Genomic DNA, 14,265 nt, shown 5'->3' with positions numbered 1-14,265 from the left:
AGAGTAAACGCGATCCGCCGCCAGTTTACAAGCGCCGCTCTATGTCATTGAAAGTAAACACGCTTTTTCGCGACCGAGACTCGCCAGTCAAGATGTGTATAACGAGATGCCCTTAACCCCAGAAAACTAAGATCGAGGTAGCGGTCCTGATATTCGATACACGTTCTCACCGCGCTGACCGCAGCGAGCCGTCGCTCGAACGAGGTTGACCTGCCGGCCCATCTATCCCATTCTTCAAGAATTTCCCATCTACCGTCCGTGGATGATGAAGAAGCAACAGTAACAGGACCGCTGGACGGGGGATTCCTCGGCGGGGAAGCGCGATTCGACGGCATGACGTTCATAACGGCGCACAGGCAATTAATGCGGATCGAGCCCTCACTTGAGCACTCTTGAAATAGCCGCAGTTCAAAAATTTCCCCTATATTTTCCTCAAGAAATAGCCATCATTTCTTTCATATTCCACTCATACCTAGCACCCGCATTGCGCTTCATGTGGCGGGACAGGCACGACATGGCGCCCCAAAAAGTTAAAGTGCTTTCTTAACTATGCGATTCAAGCCTATGACTCTGCCAGGCCGGTACCGGCAAGACGCTGATGGCACTGGCCGCGGGTTTCGCCAAGGGCTGGCGCCACAGCGGGCATGTGACGCTCGCGCGCGGCGAACGCTCGCGGCTCGCGGACTACGCGTCAGAGATACTGTAGGAAACCCGATAGATACAATCTGAGGAAGCCGGCCCTTGCCCTGGGGCCGGTTTTTTAGCCCTAAGCTCCATTACCTCGTATCAGTCGATACGATATGGAAACGTGCCATGGACTGCGGCTGCTTTTCTGCAAACAGCATCGATGCCTGCGCCTACGTGTCCACGGACGTGTTCCATACTGGATCCAATAGATGAGTTTTCCCCTGATTTGCGAGGAAATCCATTGTCAGCGGTATTTTTAGTCGCCGTTCGATCGCCTCCATGGCTGCTTTTCCTGCACCTACCCTCACATCCATATCATTTTCCAAACCCACTTCGCGATGCATGTCATTGACCTCACCTTCCAAATATAGCTCCTCCTCCCGATAAAGTGCATTTTGTACGGCGTTGTATTTCTCGCAGTCATGGCGTTTCAACATTGAGCCCCATGGAGACCAGCACGCCAGCCACGCGCCGAACTGTTCGTTTTCCTGCGTTTGTACTTCAGTCATCGCTTTAGCAAGATCACTTTCGGTCACCCCGGACACATCAAAAAATCGCATATCCCGCACCGCCCACCCCAATTGAAGGACTTCATTGAGCTTGACCTGGAACGCGAGGTGAACCTCGATTTCGTCGGCGAAGCGCAAGGTCGGCACCTTTTTGGCGGCAATGGATTCGAGGCAGGTATGTCTAAACACTTGCCTCGCACGCGATACGAGTTCATCCATTCTGTGGTCATATGCTCCGCTCTGAACCTCTTCTGAAATTGTGGCAATTTGCATCTTGACGAATGCCAAGGCGGCGCGATCTTCACACGTCTCGCTCGCATCCAGTGCGACATCAAACGTTGTCTCTCGCTGCGAACGCGAATTCGACAAGGTAGTTAGCCATTTACGCACCTCACTTCCGAACGCCTCGTCGTGGATATTCACGCTATCGCGCAACCGGCCAAGGAAGATACTAAATGCGCTTGATCCGGGCTCGATATCGATGTCTGCCCAACTCGCAACGATCTCGTCTCGCCGACTCTCCGGATACCAGTCGGCGACTGCCTGTTCGATCGGCTGAGAGGCCGGCTTCCAAGCGTCGCCCGAACCCGTAGTAAACGAGATTCTTGGTCCATCCGTGGTGTCTACATCGGGATTGCCTTGGGCAATGCCGGCACGCGTTCTCTCGGAAAGTGGATTTCCGCCGAGCATCAAAAAAGCACCTCCCAAAGCAGAAAATATGTTTTCTGGCAAAGAGGTAATCTGATTTTCCTTCAAACACGCCCACGTCAACGACGATGGCCAATTGGTCGGAACACCTCTAAGACGATTGTTTCCAGCCCAAATTTGCCTAATCGAATTAGGAAGTCCATTTGGCAGTTCCTCTATTCGATTTCCTTCAACCTTGAGTTCTAGTAATTTGGATGGAAGGCTGGCAGGAAGTCGAGTCAATTGATTATTGGTTACGCGCAAATATTCCAGGCTCTCAGGCAATGTTTCTGGAAGACGTTGGAGCGAATTGTGATTCATCTCCAGTACGTACAGGCTCGATGGCAGTGTGCTAGGCAACCCGCGCAAACCGCAATACACCGCATTGAGCGTCAGTAGGCTGGCGGGCAGATTATCGGGAAGCCAAGATAATTCATTCAGTCCGGCGTCCAGGTATCGCAACTCCGCAGGTAAATTTTCGGGAAGCTTCTCGATCACGTTACACCTTAGGTTAAGGTTCTCCAACGCTGCGGGTAACCTTCCCGGCAGAAATTTAAGACCATTATGGGATCTATCAAGCTCCTCGAGGCCGTCCGGCAAATTTTCAGGCAGGCAGGTGAAGGAGTTGTAACTGACATCCAACGTTTTGAGGAACGGTGGCAACCGAGGAAGAGTACTCAATGAATTCGCATTCAATTTGAGTTCTTCGATATGTTCCGGTAGATTATTCGGCAAATCTCTAAGACCTAATCGCGATAAATCCAGGGAAGTATTTTTCTCTTGGAAACACTGAATTATTCTCGAAAGCGCTTCATTTTTTTCATGAGATGTTCCATTACAACTTGCCCAGGCATGCCATTCAGGAAGCCCCGTCGTGTCGACGTCACAGGGTGCTCGGTTTGAAGCGAGCAACTCCTGGACGGCGTCAAGATTGGACTGCGAAACAGGTGAACTAGGTGAACTGCGGCGGCTTCCTGATGGACTTATATTCATAAATACGAATTTATTTATATATAAACCAGCACCTGCATGATATTTCCGATTCGATAAGTAATCGGATAACTTCACGCGGAGTCACGCAGGGCAACCTTTCGGTCTGGCGGATATCGATAAAATGGATTTTAAACTATAGAATGCGGACGATTCTTTTAGCTTAGCGATCCGGTATTTCTGAGATTTTGTTGCGTTCTTTCAATACCCCACGCAAGGCATCAGCACACTCCAGTAATGATCCAAAAGCGATAGATGATTCTGCGGCGGGGAAGCGCGATTCGAGGGCATGGCGTTCATGACGGCGCACGGGCAATTAATGCGGATCGAGCCCTCACTCGAGCACTCTTGAAATAGCCGCAGTTTAAAAAATCTCCCCTATATTTTCCTCGAAAAATAGCCATCATTTCTTTCATATTCCACTCATACCTAGCGCCTACATTGCGCATCATGTGGCGGGACGGGCACGACATGGCGCGCCAAAAAAAGTTAAAGTGCTTTCTTAACTATGCGATTCAAGCCTATGATGTGCCCTGGTCTTATAAGGAGGGTCGTTCGTCCTGGTTGAGTGTGCACCCTGCGACTTCCCCGCCTCCTCATGCTGCGAGTCTGCCTACTAATTATCGTGCTCGCGCTGGCTGCTTGTTCCAGCGCGCCGACACGCAACGAGCGTTCGGCCGGTATGCCGACGGGCACCGCGCCGCGTGCGTTCAAGCCGCCCGCGGGTCTTCCGGCTTTTGTCGACCATAGTGTCGGCGCAGAGGAAGTGTCGATTCAGGCAATGAGTCTCGTCGGCGTGCCCTACCGCTGGGGCGGCAATACGCCCGATGCGGGATTCGATTGCAGCGGGCTGGTCCGTTATGTGGTGGCGCGGGCGGCACGCGTCGATCTGCCGCGGACGACGGCCGAAATGAGCCTTGTCGGCCATTCGATCGAGCCTGATGAGGTAGCGCCTGGGGATCTGATTTTCTTCAACACCACGGGCCGCCCGCATTCTCACGTCGGCATCTATGTCGGTGGGTATCGTTTCGTCAATGCACCATCGACAGGCGGCACCGTCCGCATCGATTACATTTCGAATCCGTATTGGGCCAAGCGTTTCGACGGCATTCGCCGCGTCGCATCGACCAACAAACCGGCGACGCCCTTCGATGCGCCAAGACTCATGACGTCGACAAGTCCCGAGCCGGCTACGTCGCGAGCGGTGACCCAGGTACAGACGCAGGCATCGACACAGGAACCGCTTGTGGTCCAAACGCGGCCTGAGTCGCAGGCGCGGACGTCAACGCCGACGAATGCCGATGCATTCGAGCCGCCACCTCCTTCACGTGCCGCGGCCGAATCTCAGGCATCGACAGAATCGAAGTTTGAACCACAGGCTCAGGCGACGAGCCGATCCAGCGATGCCTTCGAGCCACCGCCCCCTTCTCGCGCGGCAGCCGAGACTCAGGCTGCCGCCGAGCACGCGAGCACCGTGGACCCTATCGCGGCGTTCGCGAACTCAAGGGTTGAGGGCAACAACCACTCTCCTGGAAATAGCGGCGCATCGCCTCGTGATGAGCCACGTGCAAGCCGGCCAGACGGTGATGCCCCTCATTTACCCGGTACCCCCGCATCGGCGGATGACCCGATCGCCCGTTTTGCGACAGGTGGTTGAGCGACACCCCAGCGCGTCGCACCGAGCTTGCGCGTCGTGCCGACGCCAACGAGTGCACCGGCAATCGTATGCGTGATCGGTACAGTACTCGTGATGTGAGCTTACTCGGCGTTAAAGAAAGCGTTGCCGCCTGCGAAGTTGTCGAACTTCGTGTACTGACCGAGGAAGGTCATCCGGACCACACCGATCGGGCCATTACGCTGCTTGCCGATGATGATCTCCGCACTGCCCTTGTCCTGGCTGTCGGGGTTGTAGACCTCATCGCGGTAGATGAACAGGATCACGTCCGCATCCTGTTCGATAGCACCCGACTCACGCAGGTCCGACATCACCGGACGCTTGTTCGGACGTTGCTCGAGACTCCGGTTCAACTGCGACAGCGCAATGACCGGCACATTGAGTTCCTTCGCCAGACTCTTGAGTGATCGCGAGATCTCGGAAATTTCCGTTGCACGATTCTCGCCCGACGACGAACCGCTCATCAGCTGCAGGTAGTCGATCACGATCAGGCCAAGCTGCCCGCACTGGCGTGACAATCGCCGTGCGCGCGAACGAAGTTCCATCGGATTCAGACCGCCCTGCTCGTCGATGAAGATCTGCGCCTCGCTCATCTTCTGCATCGCGTGCGTAAGCTTCGGCCAGTCTTCGTCGACCAGCTTGCCGGTACGCAGCCGGTGCGCATCGAGCCGCCCGACCGACCCCATCATCCGCATCGCGAGCTGGGTACCCGGCATTTCCATCGAGAACACCGCGACCGGCAGCCCATATTCGACCGCGACATATTCCGCGACATTCATCGCGAACGACGTCTTGCCCATCGAGGGACGGCCCGCGACGATGATCAGCTCGCCGCCATGCATGCCCGAGGTCATCCGGTCGAGGTCGATAAAACCGGTCGGCGTGCCGGTCACATCGCTTGGATTGTCCTGGTGGTAAAGCGTATCGATCCGTTCGACGACCTGCGACAGCAGCGGCTTGATTTCAAGAAAGCCCTGCGTGCCGCGCGAACCCGCTTCGGCGATCGCGAAAACCTTTGCCTCCGCCTCGTCGAGCAACTGACGGACTTCCTTGCCTTGCGGGTTGAACGCGTCGCCCGAGATTTCGTCGGCGACGGTGACCAGCTTGCGCAGCACCGCCCGGTCGTGGACGATTTCCGCGTAGCGTCGGATGTTCGCCGCGCTCGGCGTGTTCTGCGCGAGCGCATTGAGATACGCGAGGCCCCCGACGTCGTCGGCCTTGCCGGCTGAGGTCAGCGACTCGAATACGGTGATCACATCGGCTGGCCGTGTCGCGGCGATCAGGCGGCCGATGTGCTGAAAGATCAGGCGGTGGTCGAAGCGGTAGAAATCGCTCTCGTGGATGAAATCCGCGACGCGGTCCCAGGCGCCATTGTCGAGCAGCAAACCGCCGAGTACCGACTGTTCGGCCTCGACCGAATGCGGTGGGACTTTGAGCGAATCGACTTGGGGATCTTTGGCATTCATGGAGTGGGATTATATTCCCGGCGTTGCCGTCAATTCCCATCGGCGAAAAAAAACGGAAACCGTTTGAGGGTTTCCGTTTTTCGAACCTTGCCGCTGGCGAGTGCGCGAAGCATCGCAAGCGGCTCAGATCAAGACAGCTGCTTCAGGCGTGTTCGCCGATCACCGCAACCGTCACGTCCACGACGACGTCGGTGTGCAGCGCGATCTGAACAGCGTGCTCGCCAACCGTCTTCAGCGGGCCGTTGGGCAGACGCACTTGCATCTTCTCAACCGCGAAACCGCCGGCCTTCAGCGATTCGGCGATGTCGAAGTTCGTGACCGAACCGAACAGACGGCCATCGACACCCGCCTTCTGGCTGATCGAAACGGTCGAGCCTGCGAGCTTTTCACCTTGTGCTTGCGACACGGCCAGCTTCTCCGCTGCAGCCTTCATCCGCTCCACGCGTTCGGCTTCGAACGTCGCGAGGTTTTCCTTCGTCGCGCGCTTGGCGAGACGTTGGGGAATCAGATAGTTACGTGCAAAACCGTCCTTGACTTTGGCGACTTCGCCGAGATCGCCAACGTTCGCGACCTTTTCCAACAAAATGACTTGCATTCGAATTCTCCGAAAGGTCGACGCTTAGGCCTTGTGCAGGTCCGTGTAAGGCAGCAGGGCCAGGAACCGGGCGCGCTTGATTGCAGCGTCCAGTTGACGCTGATAGTGCGCCTTCGTACCCGTCAGGCGGGCCGGCGTGATCTTGCCGTTTTCGCCGATGAAATCCTTCAGCGTTTCGAGGTCTTTGTAGTCGATCTGGTCGACATTGGCGGCGGTGAAGCGGCAGAACTTCTTACGCTTGAACAGCGGGTTCTGCTGCTGGCGGCGGCGGTCAAACTTCTTACCTTTACCAGTGGGACGCGGCATGATCAGTCCTTTTCAATCTCTAACAATTCTGTGATGTGAAATACCAAGCTCTTGGCGTTGCGGTTGCGCGGTGCCAGGAAACCTGCGAAGCGCGCTGCCTGGCCGAGGTCGAGATTCACGATACTGCCGCTGATCTCGCCGGCGGCCATGGCCACAAGCGTCAGGTCCGTCTGGCGGGCGGTGCCCGCTTCCTGCGTCGTCCCACGGTGCGTCAATACACAGTTGACGATCGGCACACCGGCCGGGGTATAACGCAGGGGCTCACGTTCGACGATTTGCGCGTCGAGCTGCAGCCTGTTCAACGCCTCGCTCGGGCCGCGGCTTACGCCGAAGCTTCGCTCGGCTGTGCTGCGGCGGCCTTCTTGGCCTCTTCGCGCGCCACTTCCTTCATCATCGGCGACGGAGCCGTTTCAGCCTTCTTCGTCTTGACGATCAGGTGACGCAGCACGGCATCGTTGAACTTGAACGCGTGTTCGAGTTCGTCCAGAGTCGTCTGGTCGCACTCGATGTTCAGGCACACGTAGTGCGCCTTCGCGAGCTTGTCGATCATGTAGGCCAACTGGCGGCGGCCCCAGTCTTCGACACGGTGGATCTGGCCGCCGTGCGAAGTGATGGTCGCCTTGTAGCGCTCGATCATCGCGCCGACCTGTTCGCTTTGGTCGGGGTGCACGATGAATACGATTTCGTAGTGACGCATGAACTCTCCTTGTGGATCGTAGCCACCCGAGCGTCGGGTTCGGTGTGGCAAGGGGGAAACCGGGGATTGTAGCCCGAAGGCGAGCACTTGACAAGATCGATCGGGCTTGGATCGACGCGCTTCCGACCAGCATCCCCAAGCCGCCCGCAGATCAGACGCGCGCGACAGACGTGCGATATGGGCAAGATCGAGCGGCACGTCCACGCCCTGCATCTCGGCCCGGTACTGCGCGTTCGTACACTTGCCCAACCCTGGCCGCGCGCGCTAGAACGTATCGAACACACCCTGCAGCACATCAGCTTCGCGCAGTCCCGCCGCGAGCGCGAGCATCAGCAGCACGCGGGCCTTGAAGGGGGACAGGGATCCCGCGCTTACAAAACCCAGTTTGTCATCAGGCGCGGATGCATTGCGCAGGATATGGCCCGCGCCCACCCGCGACGCGCGCACCACCGCGATGCCGCGCGCCGCCGCATCCGCCAGCCCTTGCTGAAGATCATGATGAAGCGAACCGCCGCCCGTGCCGCCCGCGACAATCCCCGTCGCGCCCGCCGCGACGAATGCATCGACCGCGATGCGCGAGGCCCCGCCATAGCTGTGGACCACGCCGACGGTCGGCAAGGGAGAAACGGCATCGTGCAGGACGCCGACGTCTTCGGCCGGCGCGCCGGCATCGAGTTGCGCATCGGCTCTGCCGCCTGCAAGCCTGAACGGTGTCGCAATGGTATGCCTGCGCTCGGCTCGGCGGACGTACTCGACCCGGCCGTCCTGAACCCAGCCAAGCGGGCCCGTCTCCGGCGACTCGAAGGCATCGACCGAGAACGTGCTGGTCTTGGAGATGTCGCGTGCCGAATGGATCCGGTTGGCGAACGCGACGAGCACGCCGCGTCCATGCGAAGCCGGCGCCGCCGCGACGGTCACGGCATTGAGCAGGTTCATCGGACCGTCTGCGGATAGCGCGCTCGCCGGCCGCATCGCGGCCGTGAGCACGACCGGCTTGGTGGACTTCAGCGTCAGATGCAGGAAGTAGGCGGTTTCCTCAAGTGTATCGGTCCCGTGCGTAACGACGGCACCGTCGACGGCATCGCTCGCGAGCAGGGTGTCGAGACGTTGCGACAGTTCAACCCAAAGCTCGACGCTCATGTCCTTGCTGTCGATCGACGCGAGCTGTTCGCCGTCGATCCGTGCTATGGCGCCAAGCGCCGGCACGGCCTCAAGCAGTTGCGATACCGTCAGGGCACCGGCCTGATAGCCGGTGGTCTGTGTGGCACTTGCCGCCGCACCGGCAATCGTGCCACCGGTGCCGATCAGCGCAATGCGTGGCAAAGGGGAAGAGTTCGGAGAAGTCATGCGTCGATTGTAGCCACCACCGACGTCTACTTTCCATAAGAATGTGCATGTGGACCTGACGCGGTCACAGACCTGACACAATCACAGTCTTCGCTTCACATTTCCCGCCTCACATTCGCCCCTTTTCCCCTCTATCTATATGCCGCCTCAGGCGGCCTCGCGCAGTTGCGATGAGATCGCGGCTTCCGTGAGCTGCGGGGCGAACATCTCGATAAGCTTGTAGGCGTACGCCCGCAGAAACGCGCCCTTGCGCAGGCCGATGCGCGTCGTGTTCGCCTCGAACATCTCGCCCGTATCGATGCGTACGAGCTCGGTGTCCTTCCTGGGATCGACGGCCATCGCCGCGACGATGCCGATGCCCATGCCGATCTCGACATAGGTCTTGATCACGTCCGCGTCGATCGCCGTCAGCACCACATCGGGCATGAGACCGGCCGCGGCGAACGCCGCGTCGATATGCGAGCGGCCCGTGAAGTCCTGGTCATAGGTGATGATCGGGAATTCGGCAAGGTCCTCGATCGTCAGCTTCTCGACCGACGCGAGTTTGTGTCCCTTCGGTACCACGACTTCGTGGCGCCACGAGTAGCACGGAAAAGTCACGATATCGGGGTAGCGATCGAGCGCCTCGGTCGAGATGCCGATATCGGCTTCGCCGTCGATGATCATCTGCGCGATCTGCTGCGGGTTTCCCTGACGCAACGCCAGATGCACCTTCGGGAACACCGCCTTGAATTGCTGGATCACTTTGGGCAAGGCATAACGCGCCTGGGTATGCGTGGTCGCGACCACCAGATGCCCCGCGTCGTGCTCGGAAAACTGCCGCGCAACGCGGCGCAGGTTCTCCGCGTCGAGCAGCATCCGATCGATCGTCTTGTGCACCGCCCTGCCCGGCTCGGTGAGCCCGGTCAGGCGCTTGCCGCGCCGCACGAAGATATCGACGCCGAGCTCGTCCTCGAGGTCCTTGATCTGCTTGGACACGCCGGACTGCGACGTGTAGAGCACATTGGCGACCTCGGTCAGGTTCATGTTCTGCCGCACCGCCTCGCGGACGAAGCGCAATTGCTGGAAGTTCAAAATGGATCTCCGCTTTTCTTTTTAACGACGCGCCGCAGCGGGGAACACACGCAGCTCACGCGGCACGGCGGTCACGCCGTCGCCGACACTGAGCTTGAGCCCGCGCCATGTCTCGCGGTCGAGTTCCGCCTCGAGCACGCCGCCGGTCGGCACACTGAGTTCGACGCGCACCTGGCCGCCGAGCGGCACCACGCGCTGGACATCGACGACGATACCGTCGGCGTGGGTCGACTCAGCCTCGAGGCGCGGGAACAGCAACAGGTCGTGCGGCCGCACATACGCATAGGCGCGCCCCTCGAACGGTGCCTCGGCCGTGATCGCGCGGTGCGCGCCATCGACCAGGAAGCCTTTGCTGTCGACATGCCCCTTCAACTGATTGGCCGCACCAAGGAACTCGTAGACGAAGGGTGTTTGCGGATGGTCGTAGACCTCTTGCGGACTGCCGACCTGTTCGACCCCGCCACGATTGAGCACGACGATCCGGTCGGCCACTTCGAGCGCCTCTTCCTGGTCGTGCGTGACGAACAGCGTCGAAATGTGCAGTTCGTCGTGAAGCCGGCGCAGCCAGCTGCGCAATTCCTTGCGAACTTTGGCATCGAGCGCGCCGAACGGTTCGTCGAGCAGTAACACTTTAGGCTCGACTGCCAGGGCGCGCGCCAGCGCGATACGCTGGCGCTGGCCACCCGACAGCTCGGACGGATAGCGGTCTGCAAGCCAGTCGAGCTGGACGAGCTGCAACAGCTCATGCACCTTGGTGCGAATCGTCCGTTCGCTCGGCCGTTCGGCACGCGGCTTGACTCGCAGCCCGAATGCAACGTTCTCGAACACGGTCATATGCCTGAACAGCGCATAGTGCTGGAACACGAAACCCACCTGGCGCTCACGCGCGCCGACATCGACGACATCGCTACCGTGCAGCACCACCTGCCCCCGGTCGGCATGCTCGAGCCCGGCAATCACGCGCAGCAGCGTGGTCTTGCCGCAACCTGAGGGGCCAAGCAAGGCGACGAGCTCACCGGACGGAAAATCGAGCGAGACATCATCGAGTGCGACGAAGTCGCCAAATTGCTTGTGAAGATTGCGAACCTTGATGCTCATAGTGACTCCGATACCACCGTTTTGCCTGCCTCAGCACCGGCCTCGCGAACGCCTTCGCCCCGCCCGTCCAGTTGCTGCGCCATCTTGCGCTCGGCCAGCAGCTTCAGGCCCAGCGTCACGAGCGCCAGCAGGGCGAGCAGCGAGGCCACGGCAAACGCCGCCGCGAAGTTGTATTCGTTATAGAGAATCTCGACATGCAACGGCATCGTGTTGGTCGAGCCGCGGATATGGCCCGACACCACTGACACCGCGCCGAACTCACCCATTGCACGCGCATTGCAGAGAATCACGCCGTACAGCAGGCCCCATTTGACATTGGGCAGCGTGATGCGGCGGAAGATCTGCCAGCCCGAGGCGCCGAGCACGCGCGCGGCCTCCTCCTCGTCGGTGCCCTGTGCCTGCATCAGCGGGATCAGTTCGCGCGCGACGAACGGAAAGGTCACGAAGATGGTCGCGAGCACGATACCCGGCACCGCGAAGATGATCTGTACATCGCGGTCCTGGAGCCAGGGACCGAGCCAGCCCTGCGCACCGAACATCAGCACGTAGACGAGGCCCGCGATCACGGGCGACACCGAGAACGGCAAGTCGATCAAGGTGGTCAGGAAGCTCTTGCCGCGAAACTCGAATTTCGCGATCGCCCAGGACGCCGTCAGCCCGAACACGACGTTCAACGGCACGGCGATCACCGCCGTCAACAGCGTCAGCTTGATCGCCGACCATGCGTCCGGATCGGCCAGCGAGGCCAGATAGTATTCGACGCCCTTCGAAAATGCCTGCACGAACACCGACACCAGCGGCACGACCAGGAAGCAGGCGAGAAACAGCAAGGCAACTGCGATCAGCGTGACGCGGACCCAGGCCCGTTCGGTCGTCGCCCGAAGCCGTTCCGCGCGTGCACGCACCTCGGCCGCTTCCGCGGCATGGCGTGCTCTCGCCTCGACCTTGTTCTTTGCGATATCCGCGCTCATGCGTGCAAGGCCTCGATCGGAGGGCGGTTCGCGCCGGCGGCGCGGCTCACGCGATGCTGGAGCCACCACTGTAGTGTGTTGATCCCCAGCAGCAGGACGAACGAAACAAGCAGCATCACGACGGCCAGCGCGGTTGCGCCCGCGTAGTCATATTGCTCGAGCTTGGTGATGATCAGCAGCGACGTGATTTCGGACTTCATCGGCACGTTGCCCGCGATGAAGATCACCGAACCGTACTCGCCGAGCGCACGGGCGAAAGCCAGCGCGAAGCCGGTCAGCAACGCGGGTGTCAGCGCCGGCAGGACCACGCGCCGGAACGTCTGCCAACGGGTCGCACCGAGGCAGGCGGCCGCTTCCTCCTGCTCGCGTTCGAAATCCTCGAGGATCGGCTGTACGGTCCGCACGACGAACGGCAGGCCGATAAAGGTCAGCGCAATCAACACCCCGATCGGCGTGAAAGCGATCTTGATGCCCAAGGGCACGAAAAGCTGGCCGATCCAGCCGTTCTGCGCGTAGACGGCCGCGAGCGAAATGCCGGCTACCGCCGTCGGCAGCGCAAACGGCAGATCGACGATCGCGTCGACCACGCGCTTGAACGGAAACTCATAGCGCACCAGCACCCAGGCGACGAGAAAGCCGAACACCGCGTTGATAAGTGCGCCGGCCAGCGCGGCGCCGAAGGTGAGCCGATACGAGGCGATGACACGCGGTGCCCAGACTGCGCTCAAGAACTGATGCAGATCGAGCGTGGCGGCCTTCGCGAACAGCGCGACCAGCGGAATCAGCACGATCAGGCTCAGATACGCGATCGTGATGCCCAGCGTGAGCCCGAAGCCGGGCAGCGCGCTGGGTTTGCGGAACGTCAAACTCGCCATGGGGAAATCTTATTTGGTCTGGTAGATCGAATCGAATACGCCGCCGTCGGCAAAATGCGTCTTCTGCGCGCTGGCCCAGCCACCGAACGTATCGTCGATCGTGTAGAGCTTAAGCGTCGGAAACTGCTTGGTGAGCGCAGCAGGCACCTTGTCCGAGCGCGGGCGATAGAAGTTGCGCGCGGCGATTTCCTGCCCCTCTTCGCTATACAGGTACTGCAGAAAGGCTTCAGCGACCTTGCGCGTGCCGTGCCTGTCGACGACCTTGTCGACCACGGCGACCGGCGGCTCCGCGAGAATGCTGACCGACGGCACCACGATCTCGAACTTGTCCGGCCCGAACTCCTTGAGCGACAGGAAGGCTTCGTTTTCCCATGCGATCAGCACGTCGCCGATATCGCGCTGGACGAAGCTCGTGGTCGCGCCACGCGCGCCGGAGTCGAGCACACCCGCATTCTTGTAGAGCGCGGCGACGAACTGCTTTGCCGTATCGGCGTTGCCGCCTGGCTTGTGCACGGCATAGGCCCATGCTGCCAGGTAGTTCCAGCGCGCGCCGCCCGAGGTCTTCGGATTCGGCGTGACAATCGACACGCCCGGCTTCACGAGATCGTCCCAGTCCTTGATGTGCTTCGGATTGCCCTTGCGGACCAGGAATACGATCGTCGAGGTATAGGGTGCGGCATTCTCCGGCAGCTTCTTCTGCCAGCCGGGTTCGATAAAACCCTTAGCCACGATCGCATCAATATCGTAGGCGAGCGCGAGCGTCACGACATCGGCCTGGAGTCCGTCGATCACTGAACGTGCCTGCGCGCCCGAGCCGCCGTGCGACTGCTTGAAGCCGACCGTCTCGCCGGTCGTCTGTTTCCAGTGCTTGGCGAAGGCCTGGTCGAACTCCTGATAGAGCTCGCGGGTCGGGTCGTACGAGACGTTGAGGAGGGTCGTATCGGCATGCGCGGGCATGGCGACGAACAGGCTGCACGAGGCGACCACCGCCGCTGCCGCCGCTGCGGGCATGCGGCCCAGTGCCGACGTCAATGAAGATGCCAAAGCTTCAACCTGCGCATTGACCCCTGCGCGGATGGCCCGCCACCCCCGGTTCGCCTGCGTGAGTCCGTACGTCATCGCTGCCCTTTTCTGGTTATTGGATGAGGGCCGAGTGTATCGATATGCTTTCAGACATAAAAAGAATTGTTACTTATTCTTTTATATCGTTTTCAATCTAAGTGAAAAAAGATGCCTGTTTTCGAAGAGATCGCTTGAAAGATTTTTGGTACTGTATAAAACTACAGCA

13 protein-coding genes are annotated in these 14,265 nt (G+C 59.6%); 1 reads left to right on the top strand and 12 read right to left on the bottom strand.

The genetic code is table 11. The annotated features are described in order from the left end of the window. Positions 1-857: 857 nt before the first annotated feature. Entirely contained in the window at positions 858-2,951 is a 2,094-nt protein-coding gene (locus HV670_RS23295) for an NEL-type E3 ubiquitin ligase domain-containing protein (RefSeq protein WP_175107365.1), read from the bottom strand. Positions 2,952-3,471: 520 nt separating this feature from the next. Here HV670_RS23295 and HV670_RS23290 point away from each other — a divergent pair. Then, entirely contained in the window at positions 3,472-4,530 is a 1,059-nt protein-coding gene (locus HV670_RS23290; protein WP_175107364.1) for a C40 family peptidase, read from the top strand. A 101-nt stretch (positions 4,531-4,631) separates the two neighbouring features. On the opposite strand, the gene HV670_RS23285 is transcribed toward HV670_RS23290, so the two are convergent. From HV670_RS23285 to HV670_RS23235, 11 genes are all read right to left on the bottom strand, one after another. Beyond that, positions 4,632-6,014: a replicative DNA helicase gene (locus HV670_RS23285; RefSeq protein ID WP_175107363.1), complete on the bottom strand. Its 1,383-nt coding sequence runs from the start codon at positions 6,012-6,014 to the stop codon at positions 4,632-4,634. 142 nt (positions 6,015-6,156) lie between these two features. Beyond that, complete coding sequence (gene rplI / locus HV670_RS23280; RefSeq protein ID WP_175107362.1) at positions 6,157-6,609, bottom strand: 50S ribosomal protein L9; 453 nt, start codon at positions 6,607-6,609, stop codon at positions 6,157-6,159. Between the two features lie 24 nt (positions 6,610-6,633). Beyond that, positions 6,634-6,915, bottom strand: a complete 282-nt coding sequence (gene rpsR, locus HV670_RS23275) for a 30S ribosomal protein S18 (RefSeq protein WP_175107361.1) — start codon at positions 6,913-6,915, stop codon at positions 6,634-6,636. A gap of 2 nt (positions 6,916-6,917) precedes the next feature. Continuing rightward, entirely contained in the window at positions 6,918-7,217 is a 300-nt protein-coding gene (gene priB / locus HV670_RS23270) for a primosomal replication protein N (protein ID WP_175107360.1), read from the bottom strand. A gap of 20 nt (positions 7,218-7,237) precedes the next feature. Further along, entirely contained in the window at positions 7,238-7,612 is a 375-nt protein-coding gene (gene rpsF / locus HV670_RS23265) for a 30S ribosomal protein S6 (RefSeq protein WP_175107359.1), read from the bottom strand. A 264-nt stretch (positions 7,613-7,876) separates the two neighbouring features. Then, positions 7,877-8,959, bottom strand: coding sequence for an asparaginase domain-containing protein (locus HV670_RS23260; RefSeq protein WP_175107358.1), 1,083 nt, complete (start codon positions 8,957-8,959; stop codon positions 7,877-7,879). Between the two features lie 147 nt (positions 8,960-9,106). Next, a complete protein-coding gene (locus HV670_RS23255) occupies positions 9,107-10,033 on the bottom strand; it encodes a CysB family HTH-type transcriptional regulator (RefSeq protein WP_175107357.1) in 927 nt (308 codons plus the stop codon). 21 nt (positions 10,034-10,054) lie between these two features. Then, positions 10,055-11,131, bottom strand: a complete 1,077-nt coding sequence (locus HV670_RS23250; RefSeq protein WP_175107356.1) for a sulfate/molybdate ABC transporter ATP-binding protein — start codon at positions 11,129-11,131, stop codon at positions 10,055-10,057. Further along, a complete protein-coding gene (gene cysW / locus HV670_RS23245) occupies positions 11,128-12,102 on the bottom strand; it encodes a sulfate ABC transporter permease subunit CysW (protein WP_175107355.1) in 975 nt (324 codons plus the stop codon). Before cysW ends, HV670_RS23250 begins: the two co-directional genes overlap by 4 nt. Next, the gene (gene cysT / locus HV670_RS23240) at positions 12,099-12,977 is read right to left on the bottom strand and encodes a sulfate ABC transporter permease subunit CysT (RefSeq protein ID WP_175107354.1); all 879 of its coding nucleotides are present in this window, start codon (positions 12,975-12,977) and stop codon (positions 12,099-12,101) included. Before cysT ends, cysW begins: the two co-directional genes overlap by 4 nt. Before the next feature lie 9 nt (positions 12,978-12,986). Further along, complete coding sequence (locus tag HV670_RS23235; RefSeq protein WP_175107372.1) at positions 12,987-13,988, bottom strand: sulfate ABC transporter substrate-binding protein; 1,002 nt, start codon at positions 13,986-13,988, stop codon at positions 12,987-12,989. Positions 13,989-14,265 lie beyond the last annotated feature (277 nt).

The sequence above is a fragment of the Pararobbsia alpina genome (assembly GCF_902859895.1).
In the GTDB taxonomy this organism is placed as follows: domain Bacteria; phylum Pseudomonadota; class Gammaproteobacteria; order Burkholderiales; family Burkholderiaceae; genus Pararobbsia; species Pararobbsia alpina.
The sequence above is the reverse complement of the archived record's forward strand: the minus strand, read 5'-3'. Positions and strand labels throughout refer to the sequence as shown.

What these genes read in the sequence shown, in the direction of transcription:
- rpsF (WP_175107359.1), bottom strand. Translation starts at nt 7,612, where the DNA reads ATGCGTCACTACGAAATCGTATTCATCGTGCACCCCGACCAAAGCGAA.
- HV670_RS23250 (WP_175107356.1), bottom strand. Translation starts at nt 11,131, where the DNA reads ATGAGCATCAAGGTTCGCAATCTTCACAAGCAATTTGGCGACTTCGTC.
- HV670_RS23260 (WP_175107358.1), bottom strand. Translation starts at nt 8,959, where the DNA reads ATGACTTCTCCGAACTCTTCCCCTTTGCCACGCATTGCGCTGATCGGC.
- rpsR (WP_175107361.1), bottom strand. Translation starts at nt 6,915, where the DNA reads ATGCCGCGTCCCACTGGTAAAGGTAAGAAGTTTGACCGCCGCCGCCAG.
- HV670_RS23285 (WP_175107363.1), bottom strand. Translation starts at nt 6,014, where the DNA reads ATGAATGCCAAAGATCCCCAAGTCGATTCGCTCAAAGTCCCACCGCAT.
- cysT (WP_175107354.1), bottom strand. Translation starts at nt 12,977, where the DNA reads ATGGCGAGTTTGACGTTCCGCAAACCCAGCGCGCTGCCCGGCTTCGGG.
- HV670_RS23235 (WP_175107372.1), bottom strand. Translation starts at nt 13,988, where the DNA reads ATGCCCGCAGCGGCGGCAGCGGCGGTGGTCGCCTCGTGCAGCCTGTTC.
- cysW (WP_175107355.1), bottom strand. Translation starts at nt 12,102, where the DNA reads ATGAGCGCGGATATCGCAAAGAACAAGGTCGAGGCGAGAGCACGCCAT.
- rplI (WP_175107362.1), bottom strand. Translation starts at nt 6,609, where the DNA reads ATGCAAGTCATTTTGTTGGAAAAGGTCGCGAACGTTGGCGATCTCGGC.
- HV670_RS23290 (WP_175107364.1), top strand. Translation starts at nt 3,472, where the DNA reads ATGCTGCGAGTCTGCCTACTAATTATCGTGCTCGCGCTGGCTGCTTGT.